Below are 18244 nucleotides of genomic sequence, written 5' to 3'. Positions count from 1 at the left end.
CGCCAACGCGGAGGCAGGTTTCGGTGCCGGGGATGTAGAAGAAGCCTGCACCGTAGGTGGAGCAGACGCGAACGTACTCAACAGGCGCAGCCTTCTTGACGGGAAGATCCGCAGCCTGGGCGCTCACGACAGCGGCAAGACCCGCGGCCGATCCGAGCAGAAGGCTCTTAACGAGCTTCATGGTTGACCTCCAAAGTTTCGAGACCCTTGGGGGGCCGGGTTTGTGCCTCGAGTGCTTCAACGAAGCCTAAACACGTCCCTTTTCCCCTAGGACTTAGCGTCTCCAGCCCCCTTGGCCGGAAACCACCAAATCACGACCGGGGTGCCCCCGTCGCTGGAGCCACATTAGCCAGCCCGATCCGGCAAGCAACAGAATGAAGGCGCAAAACGGGCGGTCGGGAGGGCTTTTCAAATCCATGTTGCACAAAGGCAACGTTTTAACCGCGGACTATTTACCGATCGGAAAGGAATGGGGCAGCGTCCTAACAAATCCTTAAAAACAAACGCGTTTTGCAGCCGGTTTTCCGATCCGTCGATGCCTCAATCGGTCCCGGCGGACGCCAATCCTGGGAGCAGCCTGTGAATAACCGCAGCCTCCCGCTGCCCTGATTTGGACTCCCCTGCGCCAAAAAGAGAGGCCGGGACGAGCCCGGCCTCCGACGAATCGATACAGCGATTCACGCTCAGGCCGCGTCCGGCTTGAGCACGCCGCGGCGGATCTGATCCTCCTCGATGGATTCGAACAGGGCCTTGAAGTTGCCCTCGCCGAACCCATCGTCGCCCTTGCGCTGGATGAACTCGAAGAAGATCGGCCCGATCGCGGTCTTGCCGAACCTCTGGAGCAGCACCTTCGTGAAGCCGCCTTCCACCACGCCCTCGCCGTCGATGAGGATGCCGTTGCGCTGGAGCCGGTCGAGGGGCTCGCCGTGCTTGGGCAGGCGCTTGTCGATGCGCGAGTAATAGATCTCATTGGGGGCCGGCATGAAATCGACCCCGTTGCCGAGCAGCGCCTCGATCGAATCGTAGAGGTCGTAGGAGCCCAGCGCCACGTGCTGGATGCCCTCGCCCTTGTACTCCTGCAGGTATTCCTCAATCTGGCCGGTCTCGCCCGCATCCTCGTTGATCGGGATGCGGATCTTGCCGTCCGGGCTCGTCATGGCGCGGGAATGCAGGCCTGTGAGCTTGCCCTCGATGTCGAAGTAGCGGATCTGCCGGAAGTTGAAGAGCTTCTCGTAGAAGGCCGCCCACTCGTTCAGGCGCCCGCGATAGACGTTGTGGGTCAGGTGGTCGATGTAGTGCAGGCCGACCCCGTGCGGGCGGGGATCGGGTTCGCCAAGCCACTCGAAATCCACGTCGTAGATCGAGCCCTTCTGGCCGTAGCGGTCCACCAGGTAGATCTGGAGCCCGCCGATGCCCTCGATGGCCGGGATCTCCAGCTCGTTGGGGCCGGTCTGGGTCTGGACCGGCTTGGCGCCGAGCTTCAGGGCCCGGTCATAGGCGTATTGCGCGTCCACCACCCGGAAGGCCATCGCCGGGGCCGAGGGGCCGTGCTGGCTGGCGAAGCGCTCCGCGAAGGAGCCCGGCTGCGCGTTCACCACGAAGTTGATGTCGCCCTGGCGGTAGAGCAGCACGTTCTTGGACCGGTGCTTCGCCACGAGGCTGAAGCCCATGGACTTGAAGAGACGGTCGAGCTCCTGCGGGTCGGGATGGCAGAACTCCACGAACTCGAAGCCGTCCGTCCCCATCGGGTTCTCGTCGGAAATGGCCGGCGGCGGTGCGTCGTGCGGGAAGGGTCCCATGGTTTCCTCCTGTCATGGCTTCGGCCCGTCGGGCCCGTTCGTTCAAAACAACGCGTCCGCCGGACGGCGGATGCGATTCGCGTCACGCCGCGTCGGGCTGGTTCCCGGGCGCGGCGTCCTGAAAGGCTTTGTGGGCGGCGCAGGCCGCATCGACCGCAGCGATCTTCGGATAGGTGTCGAGCGGAATGTTGAAGCGCCGGGCGTTGAAGACCTGCGGCACGAGATAGACATCGGCCAGGCTAACCCGGTCGCCGAACGCATAAGGTCCGGGTTCGAGCATTCCCTCGATGGCGTCGAAGCCCTGGCGGATCCAGTGGGCGTACCACGCATCCACGTCCGCCTGCTCGTGCCCGAGCTGATGCTTGAGGTAGCGCAGCACGCAAAGGTTATTGAGCGGGTGGATGTCGCACCCGATCAGGCTGGCGACCGTCCGGACCCTGGCGCGGTTGAGGGCTCCCATGGGCAGCAGGGGCGGCTCGGGATGGACCTCGTCGAGATATTCCAGGATCGCCGGCGACTGGGTGAGGACGGCGCCATCGACCTCGAGCGACGGCACCCGTCCGTGGGGATTGACGGCCGTGTAGGCCTCCGCCTGCTGCTCGCCCTTGAGCAGATTCACGGGAATCGACTCGTACGCCACGCCCTTGAGGTTGAGGGCGATGCGAACCCGGTAGGCCGCGGAGGAGCGGAAATAGGTATAGAGCCTCACGCCTCGGCCTCCCCTTCCGGCGCCAGGGACCGGGCATGGTCGCTGAGCTTGTCCATCAGGCCGGACAGCGCCTTCTGCTCCTCGGGGGTCAGGGCCGACAGGAGACGGTCCTCGAACGCCAGCGCCTGCGGGGCGAGCGCGTCGTAGATGCCCCGGCCCTTGGCGGTCAGGGCGAGCCATTCCTCCCGCCGGTCGTCCTGGTTCGGGCGCCGCACGATGAGGCCGCGCTGCTCCAGGGCCGAGACCGCCCGCGACACCGTCGACTTGTGCATGACGCCGTGGGCCGCGATGTCGCGCGCCGTGCGCACGTCGTACTGACCGAGGGTGGCGACGACCCGCCAGGCCGGGATCGAGAGGCCGAACCGCTCGGCATAGATCTGCGCGAGCGCGTTCGAGGTCAGGCTCGCCAGGACGTTGAGCCGATAGGGCAGGAAACGCTCGAGCACCACCAGGGGCGCAGGGGCTTCCTTCCGTGCAGTGGACCGTGATGCCATCGTTGACAGAAACCGTTGCTCATGCAACCAATAGGCCAAAGTCGTTGCATTGGCAACCACATTCGCTGCCGGTGCGGGGGCCGCACGCGGCCCGCCGAGGGAGATGGCGATGAACCTTCAGAACGTCTCTGGATTCCGTGCCCCCGAGGAGCGCAGAAGCGCCATCGTGACGGGCTACATGTCGGGCTTCGGCAACAGCTTCGAGACCGAGGCCCTGGAAGGCGCCCTGCCGATCGGGCGCAACTCGCCGCAGAAGCTCAATTACGGGCTCTATGCGGAGCAGCTCTCGGGCTCGCCCTTCACGGCCCCGCAGGCTACGAACCAGCGCTCGTGGCTCTACCGCATCCGCCCGACCGTCAAGCATTCCGGCCGCTATGCGAAGGTCGACAAGGGCCTGATCCGCACGGCGCCGGCGGCCCGCGACGAGAGCGAGCTGCCCATCGGCCAGATGCGCTGGGACCCATTGCCGATTTCGGGCGAGGACCTGACCTTCGTGACGGGCCTTCGCACCATCACGACGGCGGGCGATTCCGACACGCAGGTGGGCATGGCGGCCCACGTCCTCCTTGTCACACGCTCCATGGAGAACGAGTATTTCTTCAACGCGGACGGCGAATATCTCGTGGTCGCGCAGGAGAATGCCTTACGCTTCCGCACCGAGTTCGGCGTCATCGACATCGCGCCCGCCGAGATCTGCATCATCCCGCGCGGCGTCATCTTCAAGGTCGAGCTGATCGACGGACCGGCGCGCGCCTATGTGTGCGAGAACTACGGCGGCGCCTTCACGTTGCCCGACCGGGGTCCCATCGGGGCGAACTGCCTTGCCAACCCGCGCGACTTCCTCACGCCGGTCGCGGCCTACGAGGACAAGGAGGAGCCCTCCAGCCTCTTCGTCAAATGGGGCGGCGAGCTCTACCGGACCGAGATCGCCCAGTCGCCCCTCGACGTGGTGGCGTGGCACGGCAACTACGCGCCCTACAAGTACGACCTGCGCCACTTCTCGCCGGTCAACGCGGTCCTGTTCGACCACCCGGACCCGTCGATCTTCACCGTGCTCACCGCCCCCTCAGAGACGCCCGGCACCGCGAACATCGACTTCGTGATCTTCCCCGAGCGCTGGTCGGTGGCGGAGAACACCTTCCGGCCGCCCTGGTACCACCGCAACCTGATGTCGGAGTTCATGGGGCTGATCTACGGCGTCTACGACGCCAAGCCCGAGGGCTTCGTGCCCGGCGGCATGTCGCTCCACAACCAGATGCTGCCGCACGGCCCCGACACGAGCGCCTTCGAGCACGCGAGCAACGTGGAGCTCAAGCCGGTCAAGATGGAAGGCACCATGGCGTTCATGTTCGAGACGCGCTTCCCGCAGCGGGTGACGAAATACGCCGCCGGCCTTCCGCAGCTGCAGGAGAGCTACATCGACTGCTGGCGCGACCTGAAGAAGCACTTCGATCCGAACCGGCGCGAGCCGAAATAGCGGCCTATTCGGATTTCAGGATCAGATCGGCGATGACGGGGAAATGATCGGACCCGATATCCTCGCCGACCCGGCTTTCGATGGGCGTGAAGCCGGAATTGACGAGGATGTGGTCGATGTGGAGCCCGAGCAGCGGGAAGCGGGAGCGCCAAGTGGCGGACAGCTTCCTCGTTCTTGCCGTATCGGTGAGCCCGGCCCCGTCGATCAACAACCGAAAACCGCGGGCCCACGGTGTCACGTTCAGATCGCCCATGACCACGACGGCACCGGTGGAGGCGGCCTTCGCCTCCCTGACCACTCCCGCCAGCTGAGCTCTCTGACGCCTTGCTCCTCCACCGAATGGCTGTTCCGCATGAAGTCCGATCAGCGTGAAGCATCGACGGTTCAAGTCGGGATCGCAAAGGCGAACCGTGAGCGTCGAGCGGTACCGCATGACGCTGCGATCGACGGACTTGCCCCGGATCTCCCAGCGACTGAGCAGGACCGCATCGACGGGCAATCCGCCATCTTCAAGAATCTGGTGCGGGTAGATGTCGGCCCATCCCTGGACGGCGCTCCTCGTCTCGTGCGGCACCTCCGCAAGCAGAACGATGTCGGGCTTCTCCCGCTCGAGCAGCCGGCGCAGGTCCTCCGGATCGGTGCTGCGCCCATGCAGGTTGAACGTCAGAAAGCGGATCCGTTCCTGCCCCTCGACGGCTCGGCTTGCGCTGACCGGTCCACCCGCAAGGTACGGCACGAGCGGAGCGGCATTCACCGCCGCAAGGACGAGACTCGCGACCAGAACCGCCCAGGACCGGGTCCAAAGCGAAGCGGCGATGGCCACGAGCCCGAGAGCCGCCAGTTGGGGGCGGAAATGCGACAGCAGGTCGAGATACGACGACCAGGAGCTCAGGAAACTCCCGGCCGTCGCGATGAGCAGCGCTGCCGCCACGAAGATCGGCAGCGCCCTTTTGGCATTTTCGGCGAGACATCGCACCGATCAGCCCGCCGTTACGCGGTCTCTCGCCTGCTACGCCCGTCCGCGGGTGCGGATCATGAAGGTGTCGAACGCGTATTCGTTGAGCTGCCACCAGGGCAGCACGTCATTGCGGTAGGCCACCATCGAGTCGTAGCCCTTCTTGAAGTCCGGGCTCTTGGTGGACAGCTCGGCGTAGTACTCGTTCGCGGCCTTCAGCGAGGCCTCCATGATGGCGGGCGAGAAGGTGCGCAGCTCCGCGCCGGCGCCGACCATGCGGCGGAGCGCGGCGCCGTTCACCGCGTCGTACTTCGCCAGCATCCAGTTGTTCGCCGCCTCGCAGGCGTGGAACAGGATTGCCTGATAGTGCTTCGGCAGCTCGCTGTACTTCTGCTGGTTGACGACGAGATGCAGCATGGCGCCGCCCTCCCACCAGCCGGGGGCGTAGTAATATTTCGCGACCTTCAGGAAGCCGAGCTTCTCGTCGTCGTAGGGGCCGACGAACTCCGCCGCGTCGAGGGTGCCGCGCTCGAGCGCCGGATAGACGTCGCCTGGGGCGACCTGCTGCGGGACGACGCCGAGCTTCGCCAGCACCTGGCCGCCGAGGCCGCCGATGCGGAACTTGAGGCCCTTGAGGTCGTCGACCGTGTTGATCTCCTTGCGGAAGAAGCCGCCCATCTGGGTGCCGGAGTTGCCGCAGGCGAACGAGACGGCGTTGAAGCGCGCCAGCACGTCGTTGATGAGGTCCTTGCCGCCTGCGAAGTGCCACCAGGAATGCTGCTGGCGGGCGTTGAGCCCGAACGGGATGCCCGTGCCGAGGCCGAGGGCCGGCTCCTTGCCGGTATAGAAGTAGACCGGGGTGTGGGCGCATTCGACCGCGCCGTTCTGGACCGCGTCGAGGGCCTGGAGGCCGCCGACGATCTCGCCCGGGGCGAAGACCTGGATCTGGAACTTCCCGTCGGTCGCTTCCGACATGTACTTCGCGAAGGTCTCGGCGGTGCCGAAGATCGTGTCGAGGGACTTCGGGAAGCTCGACGTCAGGCGCCAGCGGATCTCCGGGGAGGACTGGGCGATCGCCGGCGCGGCCACGGTGCCGGCCACGGCCGCGAGACCGGCCCCTTTCAAAAAGTTTCTTCTTTTCAACGTCGTTGTGGTCATCAGGCGTTTCCCCAGCAGATTTTCCGTTGCAAGCTCACTAAATCACATCAACCCGGTCGGTGGCTATGAAGCTTTCTTCCCTTAAGCAAGGCCGTGATGGCCGCCTCGTCGTCGTCTCCAAAGACCTGACCCGTGCGACGGACGCATTTTTCATCGTCCCGACGCTTCAGCAAGCCCTCGATGAGTGGGACAGGGTTGCGCCACGGTTGCGGGACCTCTCCCAGCAGCTGGAGCACGGCTCCGTGCCGACCTTCCGGTTCCACGAGCACGACTGCGCCTCGCCCCTGCCCCGGGCCTACCAATGGGCCGACGGGTCGGCCTATGTGAACCACGTGGAGCTGGTCCGGAAGGCCCGCGGCGCCGAGATGCCGGAATCGTTCTGGACCGACCCGCTGATGTACCAGGGCGGCTCCGATTCCTTCCTGGGCCCGCGCGACCTGATCTACGCGGTCGACGAGGCCCACGGGATCGATTTCGAGGCCGAGGTGGCGGTGATCACCGGCGCGGTGCCGATGGGGGCCTCCCGCGAGGAAGCCGCCGCCGCGATCCGCCTGATCGTGCTCGTGAACGACGTTTCCCTGCGCAACCTCATCCCGGCGGAGCTGGCCAAGGGCTTCGGGTTCTTCCAGTCAAAGCCCTCATCCACCCTCTCGCCGGTGGCCGTGACGCCGGACGAGCTGGGCGACGCCTGGGACGGAGGCAAGGTCCACCTGCCCCTGCGCTCGGCCCTCAACGGCAAGCCCTTCGGCTGCCCGAACGCGGGCGTCGACATGACCTTCGACTTCCCGACCCTCATCGCCCACGCGGCGAAGACGCGTCCCTTAAGCCCCGGCACCATCATCGGGTCCGGCACCGTGTCGAACAAGGACAAGGACGGCGGACCCGGCAAGCCCGTTTCAGAGGGAGGCGTCGGCTATTCCTGCATCGCCGAGCAGCGCACCGTCGAGACCATTCTGGAGGGCAAGCCCCGGACGCCGTTCATGCGGTTCGGCGACACGATCCGCATCGAGATGAAGGACAAGGCCGGGCACTCGATCTTCGGAGCCATCGAGCAGGAGGTCGCGGCCAACCACCGAGAGGCGTGATGCTGCGCCTGGATCACGTCCAGCTCGCCATCCCACCCGGCGCCGAGGACGCGTGCCGGGCGTTCTACATCGACCTTCTCGGCATGGCCGAGGAGCCCAAGCCGCCGGTTCTGGCCGCCCGCGGCGGTCTCTGGCTCCGGTCGGGCGAGGTGCGGCTGCATCTGGGCGTCGAGCAGGATTTCCGCCCGGCCCGGAAGGCGCATCCGGCCATTCTCGTCGGCGATCTCGACGGCCTCGCGCGCAAGCTCTCCGAGGCGGGCCATGTTCCGGTCTGGGACGACGCGATCCCCGGAACCCGCCGGTTCTACGCGACGGATCCGGTCGGCAACCGCCTGGAATTCGTGGCCTGCGCCGACCCTGCGGAGATGTGAACGGAGCGTCAGCACGCTTTGCAAAGCGTGGCGGAACTCTTCCCCCTGCCGTGTTTTTCTCCCCCGGACAATCCAACAACAGGGAGAACCGTCATGAATCTCGGCAGCATTCTGGACAGCCTGATGGCCAACCAGCGCAACCAGGGCTCCTTCGGCGGTCGGCCCGGGCAGCCCGGCATGGGCGGCATGCAGGGCGGCATGGGCGATCTCGCCTCGCGCATCCCCGGCGGCATGGGCGGGCTTGCGGGCGGCGCCCTCCTGTCGATGATTCTGGGACGCGGTGCGGGCCGCTCCGCCGGCGGATCCCTGCTCAAGGCCGGCGGTCTCGCGGTTCTCGCGAGCGTCGCCTTCAAGGCCTTCGAGGACTGGAAGGCGAAGCAGGCCCCCGCTCCGGGCCAGCCGGCGAACCTCCCGACGCAGCCGCCCGCCGGCAGCGGTTTCCACCTCGACGAGGAGAAGGACAAGGAAGGCAACGAGATGGGCCTGGCCCTCGTGCAGGCCATGATCTCGGCCGCCAAGTCCGACGGCCATCTCGACGGCGAGGAGAGCATACGCATCCAGGAGCAGATCCAGCAGCTCGGCCTCGGCAACGAGGAGAAGGGTTTCCTCCTCGACCTGATGGCGAAGCCGGCCGACGCCGCCGCCATCGCGCGCCTGCCACGCACCAAGGAGCAGGCCGCGGAACTCTATGTCGCCTCTCGGATCGCCATCGGCGATGTGAACACGCCCGAGGAGCGGGCCTACCTCGACCGCCTCGTCGCCCTGCTCGACCTGCCCGGCGACCTAGTGGCCCATCTGGACACCCAGGTGGACGCGGCGCGCAAGACGCTCGCGGCCTGACGCGGTTCGGCGGCCGGGCCATTCTGGCCCGGCCACCTTTTTTCACGCCGCCCTGACGGTCTCCAGGAAGCGGCCGATCTCGCTGCCCAGGCGCGAGGCCTGACGCTCCAGCGCGACCGACAGGTCCGCGACCGCATGCGCCGCATCGAGCGACTGCGTGGCGACCGCCTCGGTCGTCTGGATGGCCGAGGCGCTGGTCTGGGCCTCGCTCGACACCTCCGTGACGCTGCGGGCGATCTCGGACACCGCCGCGGTCTGCTGGCCCACGGCCACCGCGACGGACGAGACCACGGAAGCCAGGTTCTCCACCGTGTCCTGGACCGATCCCAGAGCGCCGAGCGTGTTGCGGGAGGCCTCCTGCACCGCCTCGATCTGGCGCGCGATGTCCTCCGTGGCGCGGGTCGTCTGGCTCGCCAGCGCCTTCACCTCGCTCGCCACGACCGCGAAGCCGCGGCCGGCCTCGCCGGCCCGCGCCGCCTCGATGGTGGCGTTGAGCGCCAGGAGGTTCGTCTGCTCGGCGATGGAGCGGATGAGGTTCGCCACCTCGCCGATCTGGGCCGTGGCGGCGGACAGGGCCGACATGCTGCTCGACGCGCCCCGTGCCTCCGCGACGGCGCGCTCCGAGGCGCGGGTCGACTCGCCCGTCTGCGCGGCCACCTGGGCCAGCGAGGCGTCGAGCTCCTCGGCCGCGCTCGCCACCGCCGACACGTTCTGCGAGGCGCGCTGCGAGGCGTCGCCGGCGACCTGCGCCTGCTCGCTCACGTGATGGGCCGAGCCCTTCAGCTGGCCCGATGCCTGGGCCAGGTCCTCGGTGGCCCGGCGGACCTCGGCCAGGATCTCCTCGACGGAGGCGTCGAAGGTGGCGATCGCGTGGGCGATCGCAGCCGCACGTTCGGCCTCGAAGGCGGCCATGCCCTCGCGCTCGCCGGTCAGGCGCTCGCGCTCGCGGGCATTGTCGCGGAAGACCAGCACCGTGCGGGCCATGGCGCCGATCTCGTCGGACGCCTCGGTCGACGGGATCGCGGTGGTCACGTCGCCGTCCGCCAGGCGACGCATGGCGTTCTGCAGCCGGACGAGCGGCTGCGAGATCGAGCGGCCGACCAGCAGGGTCAGGGCAAGGCCGAGCACGAGGGCCGCACCCATCACCCAGAGGATCAGCGCGAAGGTGCGCTCCTGCGATGCGGTGAGCTGCTGGCCGGTCTTGTCGGCCTCGGCGCGGACCTTGGTGAGGAGGTGATCGAGGGTCGGGACGAGCAGGTCGAACTGGCCCGTAAGCCGCTCGCCCTGCCCGGCGACCTTCTTTTCGAGTGCGGCCCAGGCGTTGAATGCCGCCTGATAGGCCTCACCCGCGGCAGCGACGGGACCTCTAAGGCCGGCGTATTCCCCGCCGATGCGGGGGATCGCCCGCATGAAGCGGCCCTGATCGACCTCGAAGGCCCCGAGGGTCACGTCCTCGAGGCCGTTCCGAGCCGTCGCCTCCTGCCGGAACATGCCGAGCGTGGCGGCCCACAGCTTCAAGGCATCGAAATCCTCGCTCGAGGCGAGGGGCCGGACGGTCTTTTCGAGTTCTGCCGCCGCCGTCAGGAGCTTCCCGCGGGCGCCCTCCTCGGCCTGGTAGCCGACCTGGGTGTAGAGGGCGTCGAGCTCCTTGGCCTGTGCGACGAGTTCCGCCGCCCGCTGGGCGAGGTCGTTCAGCTCGGCGGTTACCAGGCCGGAGCCTGGCGCCGACTTCATGCCGTCGAGCTGTGCCGCCAGGGCCTTTTGCTGGTCCATGAAGGCCTGAGCCAGATGGCCGAGACGGGTCGCGGTCCATTCCCGCGCCGTGACCTTCAGGGCGTCGGCGCCGCCGCGGAACTGGTAGGCCTTCTCGGCCAGCGCCGCATAGGTCTGCTGATCGGCGAGCGCCTGCTCGACATCGCTCCGACCCGCCTGGAACACCACCCCAATGGTGCCGAACCCCAGCACCATCACGCCGCTCAGGGCGGCGACGCGCACGCGAACCGAGGGCCAACGCAAACGAACGAAAGACGACATCGACCAGAACTCCGGCATGACTTTACGTCACGATGTCGCCCAACAGGTTAACGTCGCCTTAGCGCCGCATGGTATAACGCTAGGCCTCCAGCTCCTCCCGGAGCATTTCCAACTCCAGCCACCGCTCCTCGGCGGCGTGGAGGTCCGTCTGGAGCTGCGTGAGCGCGTCCATGGCCTTCTGGAACCGTGCGGGATCGCGGGAATAGAGTTCCGGGTCCTCCAGGATCTCCTGCACCTTGGCGATCTTGGCCTCCAGCTCCGCCATGCGCTTGGGCAGGGTCTTCAGATCGTGCTGCTCGTTGAAGCTGAGCTTGCGCTTGGCGGACTGGGCGGGCTGAGCCGATGCGGCCTTCTCGGGCCTGGGCTTTGCCTCCTTTTCGACGCTGCGCGCCTGCACCCCCTGGCCGCGCTGGACCACCATGTCGGAGTAGCCGCCCGCATACTCCACCCAGCGCCCCTCGCCTTCCGACACGAGCACGGAGCTCACCGTCCGGTCGAGGAAGTCGCGGTCGTGGCTCACCAGGATGACCGTGCCCGAATAGTCCGTGATCATCTCCTGGAGCAGGTCGAGGGTTTCGAGGTCGAGATCGTTGGTGGGCTCATCGAGCACGAGCAGGTTCGACGGCTGCGCCAGGGCGCGGGCCAGCATCAGCCGGTTGCGCTCGCCGCCGGAGAGGACGCCGACCGGCGTGCGCGCCTGCTCGGGCGAGAACAGGAAGTCCTTCATGTAGCCGACCACGTGCTTGGTCTGGCCGCCGATCTGCACCGTGTCGCCGCGTCCGCCCGTGAGGGTCTCGGCCACGGTGGCGGTGGGATCGAGGCTCGCCCGGCGCTGGTCCAGGGTCACCATCTGCAGGTTGGCGCCGAGCCGCACCCGGCCCTCGTCGGGCGGCAGCACGCCGGTCAGGAGGTTGATCAGCGTCGTCTTGCCGGCGCCGTTCGGGCCGATGATGCCGAGTCGGTCGCCGCGCAGGATGCGTAAGGAAAGGTCCGCCACGATGGGACGGCCGTCGTAGGATTTCGAGATCCGCTCCGCCTCGACTACGAGCGTTCCGGACTGCTCGGATTCGGCGAGCGTCATGCTGACGGTGCCGACCGCGCGCTTGCGGTCGCGGTACTGCTGGCGCATCGCCTGGAGGTTGCCGAGGCGGCGCACGTTGCGCTTGCGCCGGGCGGTCACGCCGTAGCGGAGCCAGTCGGCCTCGGCCACGAGCTTGCGCCCGAGCTTGTGGTGCTCCGCCTCCTCCTGCTCCAGCACGTCGTCGCGCCATTCCTCGAAATGGGCGAAGCCGCGGTCCATACGGCGCGTCCTGCCCCGATCGAGCCAGACGGTTGCCTGAGAGAGGCTCTCCAGGAAGCGCCGGTCGTGGCTGATCAGCACCATGGCGGAGCGCAGGCCCTTCAGCTCACCTTCGAGCCATTCGATGGCCGGCAGGTCCAGATGGTTCGTCGGCTCGTCGAGCAGCAGGATGTCGGGCGCGGGCGCCAGGACCTGCGCCAGCGCCGCCCGGCGGGCCTCGCCGCCGGAGAGCTGCGCCGGGGTCTCCTCGCCGGTCAGGCCGAGCTGTTCCAAGAGGTAGCGGGCCCGGTACGGATCGTCGCCCGGGCCGAGCCCCGCCTCCACGAAGGCGAGCGTGTTCGGGTAGGCGCTCAGGTCCGGCTCCTGGGCGAGGTAGCGGATCGTGGCGCCGGGCTGCACGAAGCGCTTGCCGCGGTCCGCCTCCACGAGGCCCGCCGCGATCTTGAGCAGCGTCGACTTGCCCGAGCCGTTGCGGCCGACGAGGCAGGCGCGCTCGCCCGGGGAAACCGACAATTCGGCGCTCTCGATCAGCGGCGTGCCGCCGAAGGTGAGCGCGATGTCCTGGAGGAGGAGAAGAGGAGGTGCAGCCATCGCGGTCTCCGTGGCATCTCCGGGCGCAGGAAGCAAGATCGCCTTGCTGCCGCAGGGTGGACGCTCAGCGATCTTTGTGGTCCCCTGTCACGGACAAGCTGGGCCCCTGCATGACTCTGACGAAGCGTTTGCTTCTTCTGGCGCTGATCTCGGTTCTGCCGACGATCGTGATGTGGACGTATACCGAGGTCTCGCTGCGCCGTGCCCGCGAGGCCGAGGTGAACGACCTCGTGATCCGCCAGGCAAGGGTCGCCGCGTCCGAGCTAGAACGGATCTTCGACGGCATCCATAGCCTCCTGATCGCCGTGGACGAGGCACCGTCGATCCGGTCCTTCATCGCGCCGGCCTGCAATTCCTACCTCGCCTCCCTGCAGCAGAAGGTCCCCTACCTCCTGGCCTTCGTGGCGCTCGACCTGGAGGGGCGCGTCCGCTGCGTGCAGGGCCCTATGCCGGGCGGCGACTACCGGTTCAACAACCGCCCCTATTTCCGCGACGTCCTCCGCACCGAAGGCTTCGTGGTCGGGACCTATACGCCCGAATTCCTGGAGGGAGGCGTCGGGGCCCATCCGGTCCTGCCGCTGGGATTGCCGATCCGCGACGACGAGGGGCGAATCACGGGTGTCATCGCGGCTGCCCTCGACCTGCGTTGGCTCAACCAGAAGCTCAAGGAGCGGGTCATTCCGGCCGGCGGCTCGGTCACCATCGCGGACCGCAACGGCATCATCATCGCGCGCGAGCCGCTCTCCGAGCGGTTCCTCGGCACGAAGATACCCGAACCGTTCATGAAATATGTGAACGACAACAAGGTCGGCAGCTTCGAGGCCATGAGCCAGGACGGCGTGAAGCGAATCCTGGGCTACATCCCGCTCAACGTGCAGCCGACCGAGCTCTACATCAGCGCCGGGCTGTCCTCGAAATCCGCGTTCGAGACGATCAACAAGGCGGCCACCCGAGGCTTCATGCTCATCGCGGCGGGCCTCGTCCTCTCGCTCTCCGTGTCCTGGCTCCTCGGGCGCGCCTTCATCACGAGGCCGTTCGAGATCATGACGGATGCGGTGCGGGCATGGCGCCGCGGCAATTACCTCGCCCGCATCGAGCTTCCCGGCAGCACGGGCGAACTCGGCGTCCTGGCCCATGCCTTCAACGACCTCATGGACGACGTCGCCGAGCGCCAGAAGGCCCTCCAGGCCAGCGAGGAGCGGGCCCGGCTCGCTCTCGACGCCGGCCACATGGGAACATGGTGGTACGACCATCTCAAGGGGATGGGCGGCTGGTCGAGCCAAGCCGCGCTGCTCCTCGGGCTTCCTCCCGAGAAGACAACCGTCACGATCGAGGAGTGGCGCGAGCTCGTTCATCCGGACGACGTGGAGACGGTGTTCGCCAAGCTGCGCGGCGCCGTTCAGGGTGACGGGGAGTACGAGGACGAATACCGGGTCCGGCACGCCGACGGCGAGACCCGCTGGATCAACTCGAAGGGACGCGTCTTCTTCAACTCGGCCCGCAAGCCCGTCTATTTCGTCGGGATCTTCCAGGACGTCACCGCGCGCAAGCGGGCCGAGGACCAGCAGCGGTTTCTCCTCGACGAGCTGAACCACCGGGTGAAGAACACTCTGGCGACCGTCCAGTCCATCGCGGCCCAGACCCTGCGCTCCGCGGATGGACCGGCAAGCTTCAAGGAAGCCTTCGAGGGACGCCTACTGGCCCTGTCGAAGACCCACGACCTCCTGACGCGAAAGTCGTGGCGCGAGGCCGACCTGCACGAACTCGTGAAGCAGGAGCTTGCCCCTTACCGGAAGAGCCGCGACGAGCGGGTCTTCGTCCGCGGCCCGAATGTGGATCTCCCGGCGCGCTACGCGATCAATTTCGGCCTCGTCCTGCACGAGCTCGTAACGAACGCCGCAAAGTACGGCGCCCTGTCGTCGCCGTCGGGCCGGCTCGAAGTGACCTGGACGGTGATCGAGAACACCGAGCGGCCGCCGCAGCTTCGCCTCCATTGGCGCGAGAGCGGCGGTCCGCCTGTGGAGAAGCCGAAGCGCCAGGGCTTCGGCTCGCGCCTGATCCGCCGCAGCATCGAAGGCGAGCTCGCGGGCTACATCGTAATCAGCTTCGCGCCGACCGGAGTCTCCTACGACCTCTCGGTGCCGCTGCCGGTGGAGCGCTCCCTTCCCGTCAGCGCAGCATGAAGGCGAGGAGGCGCTCCATGGGCCGTCCATAGGGCGGCTTGGTCATGCCCGCCGCATTGAAGCGCGCCTGATGGAAAACCGCCTTGGCGTGGCTGAAGGTTCGGAAGCCCGCCTCGCCGTGATAAGCCCCCATGCCGCTCTCGCCGACCCCGCCGAAGGGCAACTCCTCCTGCACGCAATGCAGGAGCGTGTCGTTGACCGCGACCCCGCCGGCGATCACGCGCTCCAGGCTGTATTCCACGGTCTCGGAATCGTGGCTGAACAGATAGAAGGCCAGCGGGCGCGGACGCTCGTTGATGGAGCGGCACGCCTCCTCCAGGCGATCATAGGCGACCACCGGCAGGATCGGCCCGAAGATCTCCTCCTGCATGGCGCGGCCGTCATCCGGAACCTCCGTCAGGACCACGGGCGCCATCTTGCGGGCCGCCGGATCGAGCGTCTCGCCGGCAGGGTTGATCTCGTCGACGCGCGCGCCGCGCCGGCGCGCATCCGCAACGAGGCTCGCGAGCCGGTCGTAGTGCCGCGCGTTGATGATGGCCGTATAGTCGGGATTGTCGCGCAGCGTCGGATAGTGGCGCGACACCGCCGAGCGGTAGGCCTCCGCGAAGCGTCGTTCGCTCCCGCGCGGAACGAGCACGTAGTCCGGCGCGATGCAGGTCTGACCCGCATTGAAGAGCTTGCCGACCGCGATGCGCTCCGCCGCTTTCTCGAGCGGGTAGTCCGGAGCGACGAGCGCGGGGGATTTTCCGCCCAGCTCCAGCGTGACCGGCACGAGATTATCCGACGCGGCGCGCATGACCTGGCGGCCGACCGCCGTCGAACCCGTGAAGAGCAGGTGGTCGAACTTGAGGCGGGTGAAGGCCTGCCCCACATCCGCGCCGCCCTGCACGACCGCGACCTCGTAGGGCCGGAACACCTCGCCGATCACCTTGTCCAGCAGAGCGGAGGTGGCGGGCGTCAGCTCGGACGGCTTGAGCATGACGCGGTTGCCCGCCGCAATCGCGCCCGTGAGCGGCGCAAGCGCCAGCTGCACGGGGTAGTTCCAGGGCGCGATGATGCCGACGACTCCGAGCGGCTGATACATGACGCGCCCGGTGGCAGGCTTGAACATCCAGTCGATAGGCCGGCGGCGCGGCTTCATCCAGCGCCGGAAGCGACGCCGCGCATGGCGCAGGCCGGCCACGACCGGGTAGAGATCCGCAAGCTTGGTCTCGTGAACGGAGCGATGGCCGAAATCCTGCCGCACGGCTTCGGCGAACTCGTCCACGTGACGCAGAACCGCATCCGCCAAGCCTTCCAGCGCCTCCGCCCGCCGCTCGACCGAAAGAGGTCCCTCGTCGAGCCAGGCGCTGCGCTGCGCTTCGAGGCAGTCCGACAGATGCCCCTCGAACGGATTCGTCACGATAGCATGCATGATCTGCAACGGTCCTCGCGCCAAGGGGTAGGATATGGGAATGGCACCCCTATTCTCAACGCGGTCCGTATTAGCCTTTGGCCTCACTCGATCCGGCCCTCGCGGCGCTTGACAGGTTTTTCCTCCCAAATGAAGTGCTCGCGACGGATTGACGGACCGGACGGGATCGCCAGGATGATCGCCCCCGCGCCGAGCTTGCGGATTCCAGGAGACATGGATGGCGACACCCTCCCCCGTGCTGACGATCGAGAATCTCTGCCTCGGGCTGCCGAGCCTCGCGGACCGGCCCTACGCCATCAACGACGTGTCGCTCTCCATCAACCCCGGCGAGACGCTCTGCGTCGTCGGTGAGTCGGGGTCGGGAAAGTCCATGACCGCCATGGCGACGATCGGATTGCTGCCCGGAGGCGTCGAGGTCCTGTCGGGCTCGATCGACCTTGCGGGCATCGATCTCCTGTCGCTGACCGAAGCCGAATGGTGCGACGTGCGCGGGCGCGACGTCGGAACGGTGTTCCAGGAACCGATGACGTCGCTCAACCCGGTCATGCGCATCGAGGACCAGATCGCCGAGACGTTCCGCGCCCATGGGGTGCTGAGCCAGGCCGGACGCCGTGAGCGCACCATCGAGCTTCTCACCGAGGTTAACCTGCCTCACCCGGAGCTGATCGCCCGCGCCTATCCCCACGAGCTCTCCGGCGGCCAGCGCCAGCGGGTGATGATCGCCATTGCGCTCGCGCTCGAGCCCAAGCTTCTCATCGCCGACGAGCCGACCACCGCGCTCGATGTGACCACGCAGGCGCAGGTGCTCAAGCTCATCGACAACCTGCGCCGCAAGAAGGGCACGGCCGTGCTCTTCATCACGCACGATTTCGGCGTGGTGGCGGAGATCGCCGACCGGGTCGCTGTGCTCCAGCAGGGAGAGCTCGTGGAGCAGGGGCCGGCCGACGAGGTCCTGTCGCGGCCGCGCCATCCCTACACCAAACGCCTGCTGGCCGCCGTGCCCTCCCTGACCCCTCCGGCGCCGAAGCAGCTCCGGGGCGAGCCGATCTCGCTCAAGGTCGACCACCTGACCAAGACCTATGGCGGGCGCGGGTTCCTCCGCAAGGGCCGCGAGGTCAAGGCGGCCGATGCGGTGAGCTTCGACATCCGGCGCGGCGAGACCCTGGGGCTCGTGGGCGAATCCGGCTCCGGCAAGTCGACCGTCGGGCGCTGCGTTCTGCGTCTGATCGAGCCCGACGGCGGCCTGGTCGAGATCGGCGACCTGCCCTTCAGCACCTTGTCCCAGCGGGACCTGCGGCCGCAGAGGCGCCGCATCCAGATGGTGTTCCAGGACCCCTTCGCATCCCTCAATCCCCGCCGCACGGTCGGCCGGATCATCGCCGAGGGGCCGATCACCCAGGGCGAGGATCCCAGGAAGGCGCTGGACCAGGCGCGGGAGCTGCTCGACCTGGTCGGCCTGCCGGCCCAGGCGATCGACCGCTATCCGCACGAGTTCTCCGGCGGCCAGCGCCAGCGCGTCGGCATCGCCCGCGCGCTCGCCATGCGGCCCGACGTCCTGGTGGCCGACGAGGCGGTTTCGGCGCTCGACGTGTCGGTGCAGGCGGACATCCTCAGGCTGATCCGCCGGATCCAGGACGATTTCGGCCTCGCGATCCTGTTCATCACGCACGACCTAAGGGTTGCGGCGCAGATCTGCGACCGCGTGGCAGTCATGCAAAAAGGACGGATTGTGGAAATGGCCGAAACGGCACAACTTTTCGCCGCCCCGCAACACGCCTATACACGCCAGCTCCTGGCCGCAGTGCCGGGAATGAACAGAATAACGTAGGAAGGA

At 67.4% G+C, this 18244-nt stretch carries 16 protein-coding genes; 6 read left to right on the top strand and 10 right to left on the bottom strand.

The window, feature by feature from the left end:
• The 4 genes from DES45_RS15485 to DES45_RS15470 form a co-directional block, all read right to left on the bottom strand.
• The coding region (locus DES45_RS15485) for a porin (protein ID WP_210210223.1) at positions 1-181 on the bottom strand (181 nt) is incomplete at its 3' end.
• Positions 182-683: 502 nt separating this feature from the next.
• Positions 684-1799 (bottom strand): 4-hydroxyphenylpyruvate dioxygenase, encoded by a 1116-nt coding sequence (hppD, locus tag DES45_RS15480; RefSeq protein WP_114770896.1) that lies wholly within the window; start codon positions 1797-1799, stop codon positions 684-686.
• A gap of 82 nt (positions 1800-1881) precedes the next feature.
• Positions 1882-2508: a maleylacetoacetate isomerase gene (gene maiA, locus DES45_RS15475; RefSeq protein WP_114770895.1), complete on the bottom strand. Its 627-nt coding sequence runs from the start codon at positions 2506-2508 to the stop codon at positions 1882-1884.
• The gene (locus DES45_RS15470) at positions 2505-3002 is read right to left on the bottom strand and encodes a MarR family winged helix-turn-helix transcriptional regulator (protein WP_114770894.1); all 498 of its coding nucleotides are present in this window, start codon (positions 3000-3002) and stop codon (positions 2505-2507) included. Before DES45_RS15470 ends, maiA begins: the two co-directional genes overlap by 4 nt.
• A gap of 109 nt (positions 3003-3111) precedes the next feature.
• Here DES45_RS15470 and hmgA point away from each other — a divergent pair, with 109 nt between their 5' ends.
• Entirely contained in the window at positions 3112-4479 is a 1368-nt protein-coding gene (gene hmgA / locus DES45_RS15465) for a homogentisate 1,2-dioxygenase (RefSeq protein ID WP_114770940.1), read from the top strand.
• Positions 4480-4483: 4 nt separating this feature from the next.
• On the opposite strand, the gene DES45_RS15460 is transcribed toward hmgA, so the two are convergent.
• Together DES45_RS15460 and DES45_RS15455 are read right to left on the bottom strand one after the other, a co-directional pair.
• Positions 4484-5410, bottom strand: a complete 927-nt coding sequence (locus DES45_RS15460; RefSeq protein ID WP_170151522.1) for an endonuclease/exonuclease/phosphatase family protein — start codon at positions 5408-5410, stop codon at positions 4484-4486.
• A gap of 78 nt (positions 5411-5488) precedes the next feature.
• Positions 5489-6577, bottom strand: coding sequence for a TRAP transporter substrate-binding protein (locus DES45_RS15455; protein ID WP_170151526.1), 1089 nt, complete (start codon positions 6575-6577; stop codon positions 5489-5491).
• A gap of 80 nt (positions 6578-6657) precedes the next feature.
• On the opposite strand from DES45_RS15455, the gene DES45_RS15450 reads away from it, so the two are divergent.
• The 3 genes from DES45_RS15450 (at position 6658) to DES45_RS15440 (ending at position 8888) form a co-directional block, all read left to right on the top strand.
• A complete protein-coding gene (locus DES45_RS15450) occupies positions 6658-7677 on the top strand; it encodes a fumarylacetoacetate hydrolase family protein (RefSeq protein ID WP_114770891.1) in 1020 nt (339 codons plus the stop codon).
• Positions 7677-8048: a VOC family protein gene (locus DES45_RS15445; RefSeq protein WP_210210222.1), complete on the top strand. Its 372-nt coding sequence runs from the start codon at positions 7677-7679 to the stop codon at positions 8046-8048. The genes DES45_RS15450 and DES45_RS15445 overlap by 1 nt, the downstream gene beginning before the upstream one ends.
• A 93-nt stretch (positions 8049-8141) precedes the next feature.
• A complete protein-coding gene (locus tag DES45_RS15440; RefSeq protein WP_114770889.1) occupies positions 8142-8888 on the top strand; it encodes a tellurite resistance TerB family protein in 747 nt (248 codons plus the stop codon).
• Between the two features lie 42 nt (positions 8889-8930).
• Here the strand turns inward: DES45_RS15440 and DES45_RS15435 are convergent, their stop codons facing one another.
• Both DES45_RS15435 and DES45_RS15430 read right to left on the bottom strand, forming a co-directional pair.
• Positions 8931-10922 carry a methyl-accepting chemotaxis protein gene (locus tag DES45_RS15435; protein WP_147282418.1) on the bottom strand — a complete coding sequence of 664 codons (1992 nt, stop codon included), beginning with the start codon at positions 10920-10922 and terminating at the stop codon, positions 8931-8933.
• 79 nt (positions 10923-11001) lie between these two features.
• Positions 11002-12813 carry an ABC-F family ATP-binding cassette domain-containing protein gene (locus DES45_RS15430; protein WP_114770887.1) on the bottom strand — a complete coding sequence of 604 codons (1812 nt, stop codon included), beginning with the start codon at positions 12811-12813 and terminating at the stop codon, positions 11002-11004.
• 110 nt (positions 12814-12923) lie between these two features.
• Here DES45_RS15430 and DES45_RS15425 point away from each other — a divergent pair, with 110 nt between their 5' ends.
• Positions 12924-14996, top strand: coding sequence for a sensor histidine kinase (locus DES45_RS15425; protein WP_114770886.1), 2073 nt, complete (start codon positions 12924-12926; stop codon positions 14994-14996).
• Here the strand turns inward: DES45_RS15425 and DES45_RS15420 are convergent.
• Positions 14983-16410 (bottom strand): coniferyl aldehyde dehydrogenase, encoded by a 1428-nt coding sequence (locus DES45_RS15420; RefSeq protein ID WP_114770939.1) that lies wholly within the window; start codon positions 16408-16410, stop codon positions 14983-14985. The two genes, DES45_RS15425 and DES45_RS15420, sit on opposite strands and share 14 nt — an antisense overlap.
• Positions 16411-16493: 83 nt before the next feature.
• Entirely contained in the window at positions 16494-16625 is a 132-nt protein-coding gene (locus DES45_RS26085) for a hypothetical protein (protein ID WP_281024091.1), read from the bottom strand.
• Positions 16626-16627: 2 nt separating this feature from the next.
• Between DES45_RS26085 and DES45_RS15415 the strand changes: the two genes are divergently transcribed.
• Positions 16628-18238, top strand: a complete 1611-nt coding sequence (locus tag DES45_RS15415; protein ID WP_114770885.1) for an ABC transporter ATP-binding protein — start codon at positions 16628-16630, stop codon at positions 18236-18238.
• Positions 18239-18244 lie beyond the last annotated feature (6 nt).

This window comes from Microvirga subterranea, from assembly GCF_003350535.1.
Taxonomy (GTDB): domain Bacteria; phylum Pseudomonadota; class Alphaproteobacteria; order Rhizobiales; family Beijerinckiaceae; genus Microvirga; species Microvirga subterranea.
This window is presented reverse-complemented; position numbering and strand designations above follow the sequence as displayed.

Bases quoted from the DNA above. Each gene is read 5' to 3' on its own strand.
- hppD (WP_114770896.1), bottom strand. From the start codon at position 1,799: ATGGGACCCTTCCCGCACGACGCACCGCCGCCGGCCATTTCCGACGAG.
- DES45_RS15470 (WP_114770894.1), bottom strand. From the start codon at position 3,002: ATGGCATCACGGTCCACTGCACGGAAGGAAGCCCCTGCGCCCCTGGTG.
- hmgA (WP_114770940.1), top strand. From the start codon at position 3,112: ATGAACCTTCAGAACGTCTCTGGATTCCGTGCCCCCGAGGAGCGCAGA.
- DES45_RS15450 (WP_114770891.1), top strand. From the start codon at position 6,658: ATGAAGCTTTCTTCCCTTAAGCAAGGCCGTGATGGCCGCCTCGTCGTC.
- DES45_RS15445 (WP_210210222.1), top strand. From the start codon at position 7,677: ATGCTGCGCCTGGATCACGTCCAGCTCGCCATCCCACCCGGCGCCGAG.
- DES45_RS15440 (WP_114770889.1), top strand. From the start codon at position 8,142: ATGAATCTCGGCAGCATTCTGGACAGCCTGATGGCCAACCAGCGCAAC.
- DES45_RS15435 (WP_147282418.1), bottom strand. From the start codon at position 10,922: ATGTCGTCTTTCGTTCGTTTGCGTTGGCCCTCGGTTCGCGTGCGCGTC.
- DES45_RS15430 (WP_114770887.1), bottom strand. From the start codon at position 12,813: ATGGCTGCACCTCCTCTTCTCCTCCTCCAGGACATCGCGCTCACCTTC.
- DES45_RS15425 (WP_114770886.1), top strand. From the start codon at position 12,924: ATGACTCTGACGAAGCGTTTGCTTCTTCTGGCGCTGATCTCGGTTCTG.
- DES45_RS15420 (WP_114770939.1), bottom strand. From the start codon at position 16,410: ATGCATGCTATCGTGACGAATCCGTTCGAGGGGCATCTGTCGGACTGC.
- DES45_RS26085 (WP_281024091.1), bottom strand. From the start codon at position 16,625: ATGTCTCCTGGAATCCGCAAGCTCGGCGCGGGGGCGATCATCCTGGCG.
- DES45_RS15415 (WP_114770885.1), top strand. From the start codon at position 16,628: ATGGCGACACCCTCCCCCGTGCTGACGATCGAGAATCTCTGCCTCGGG.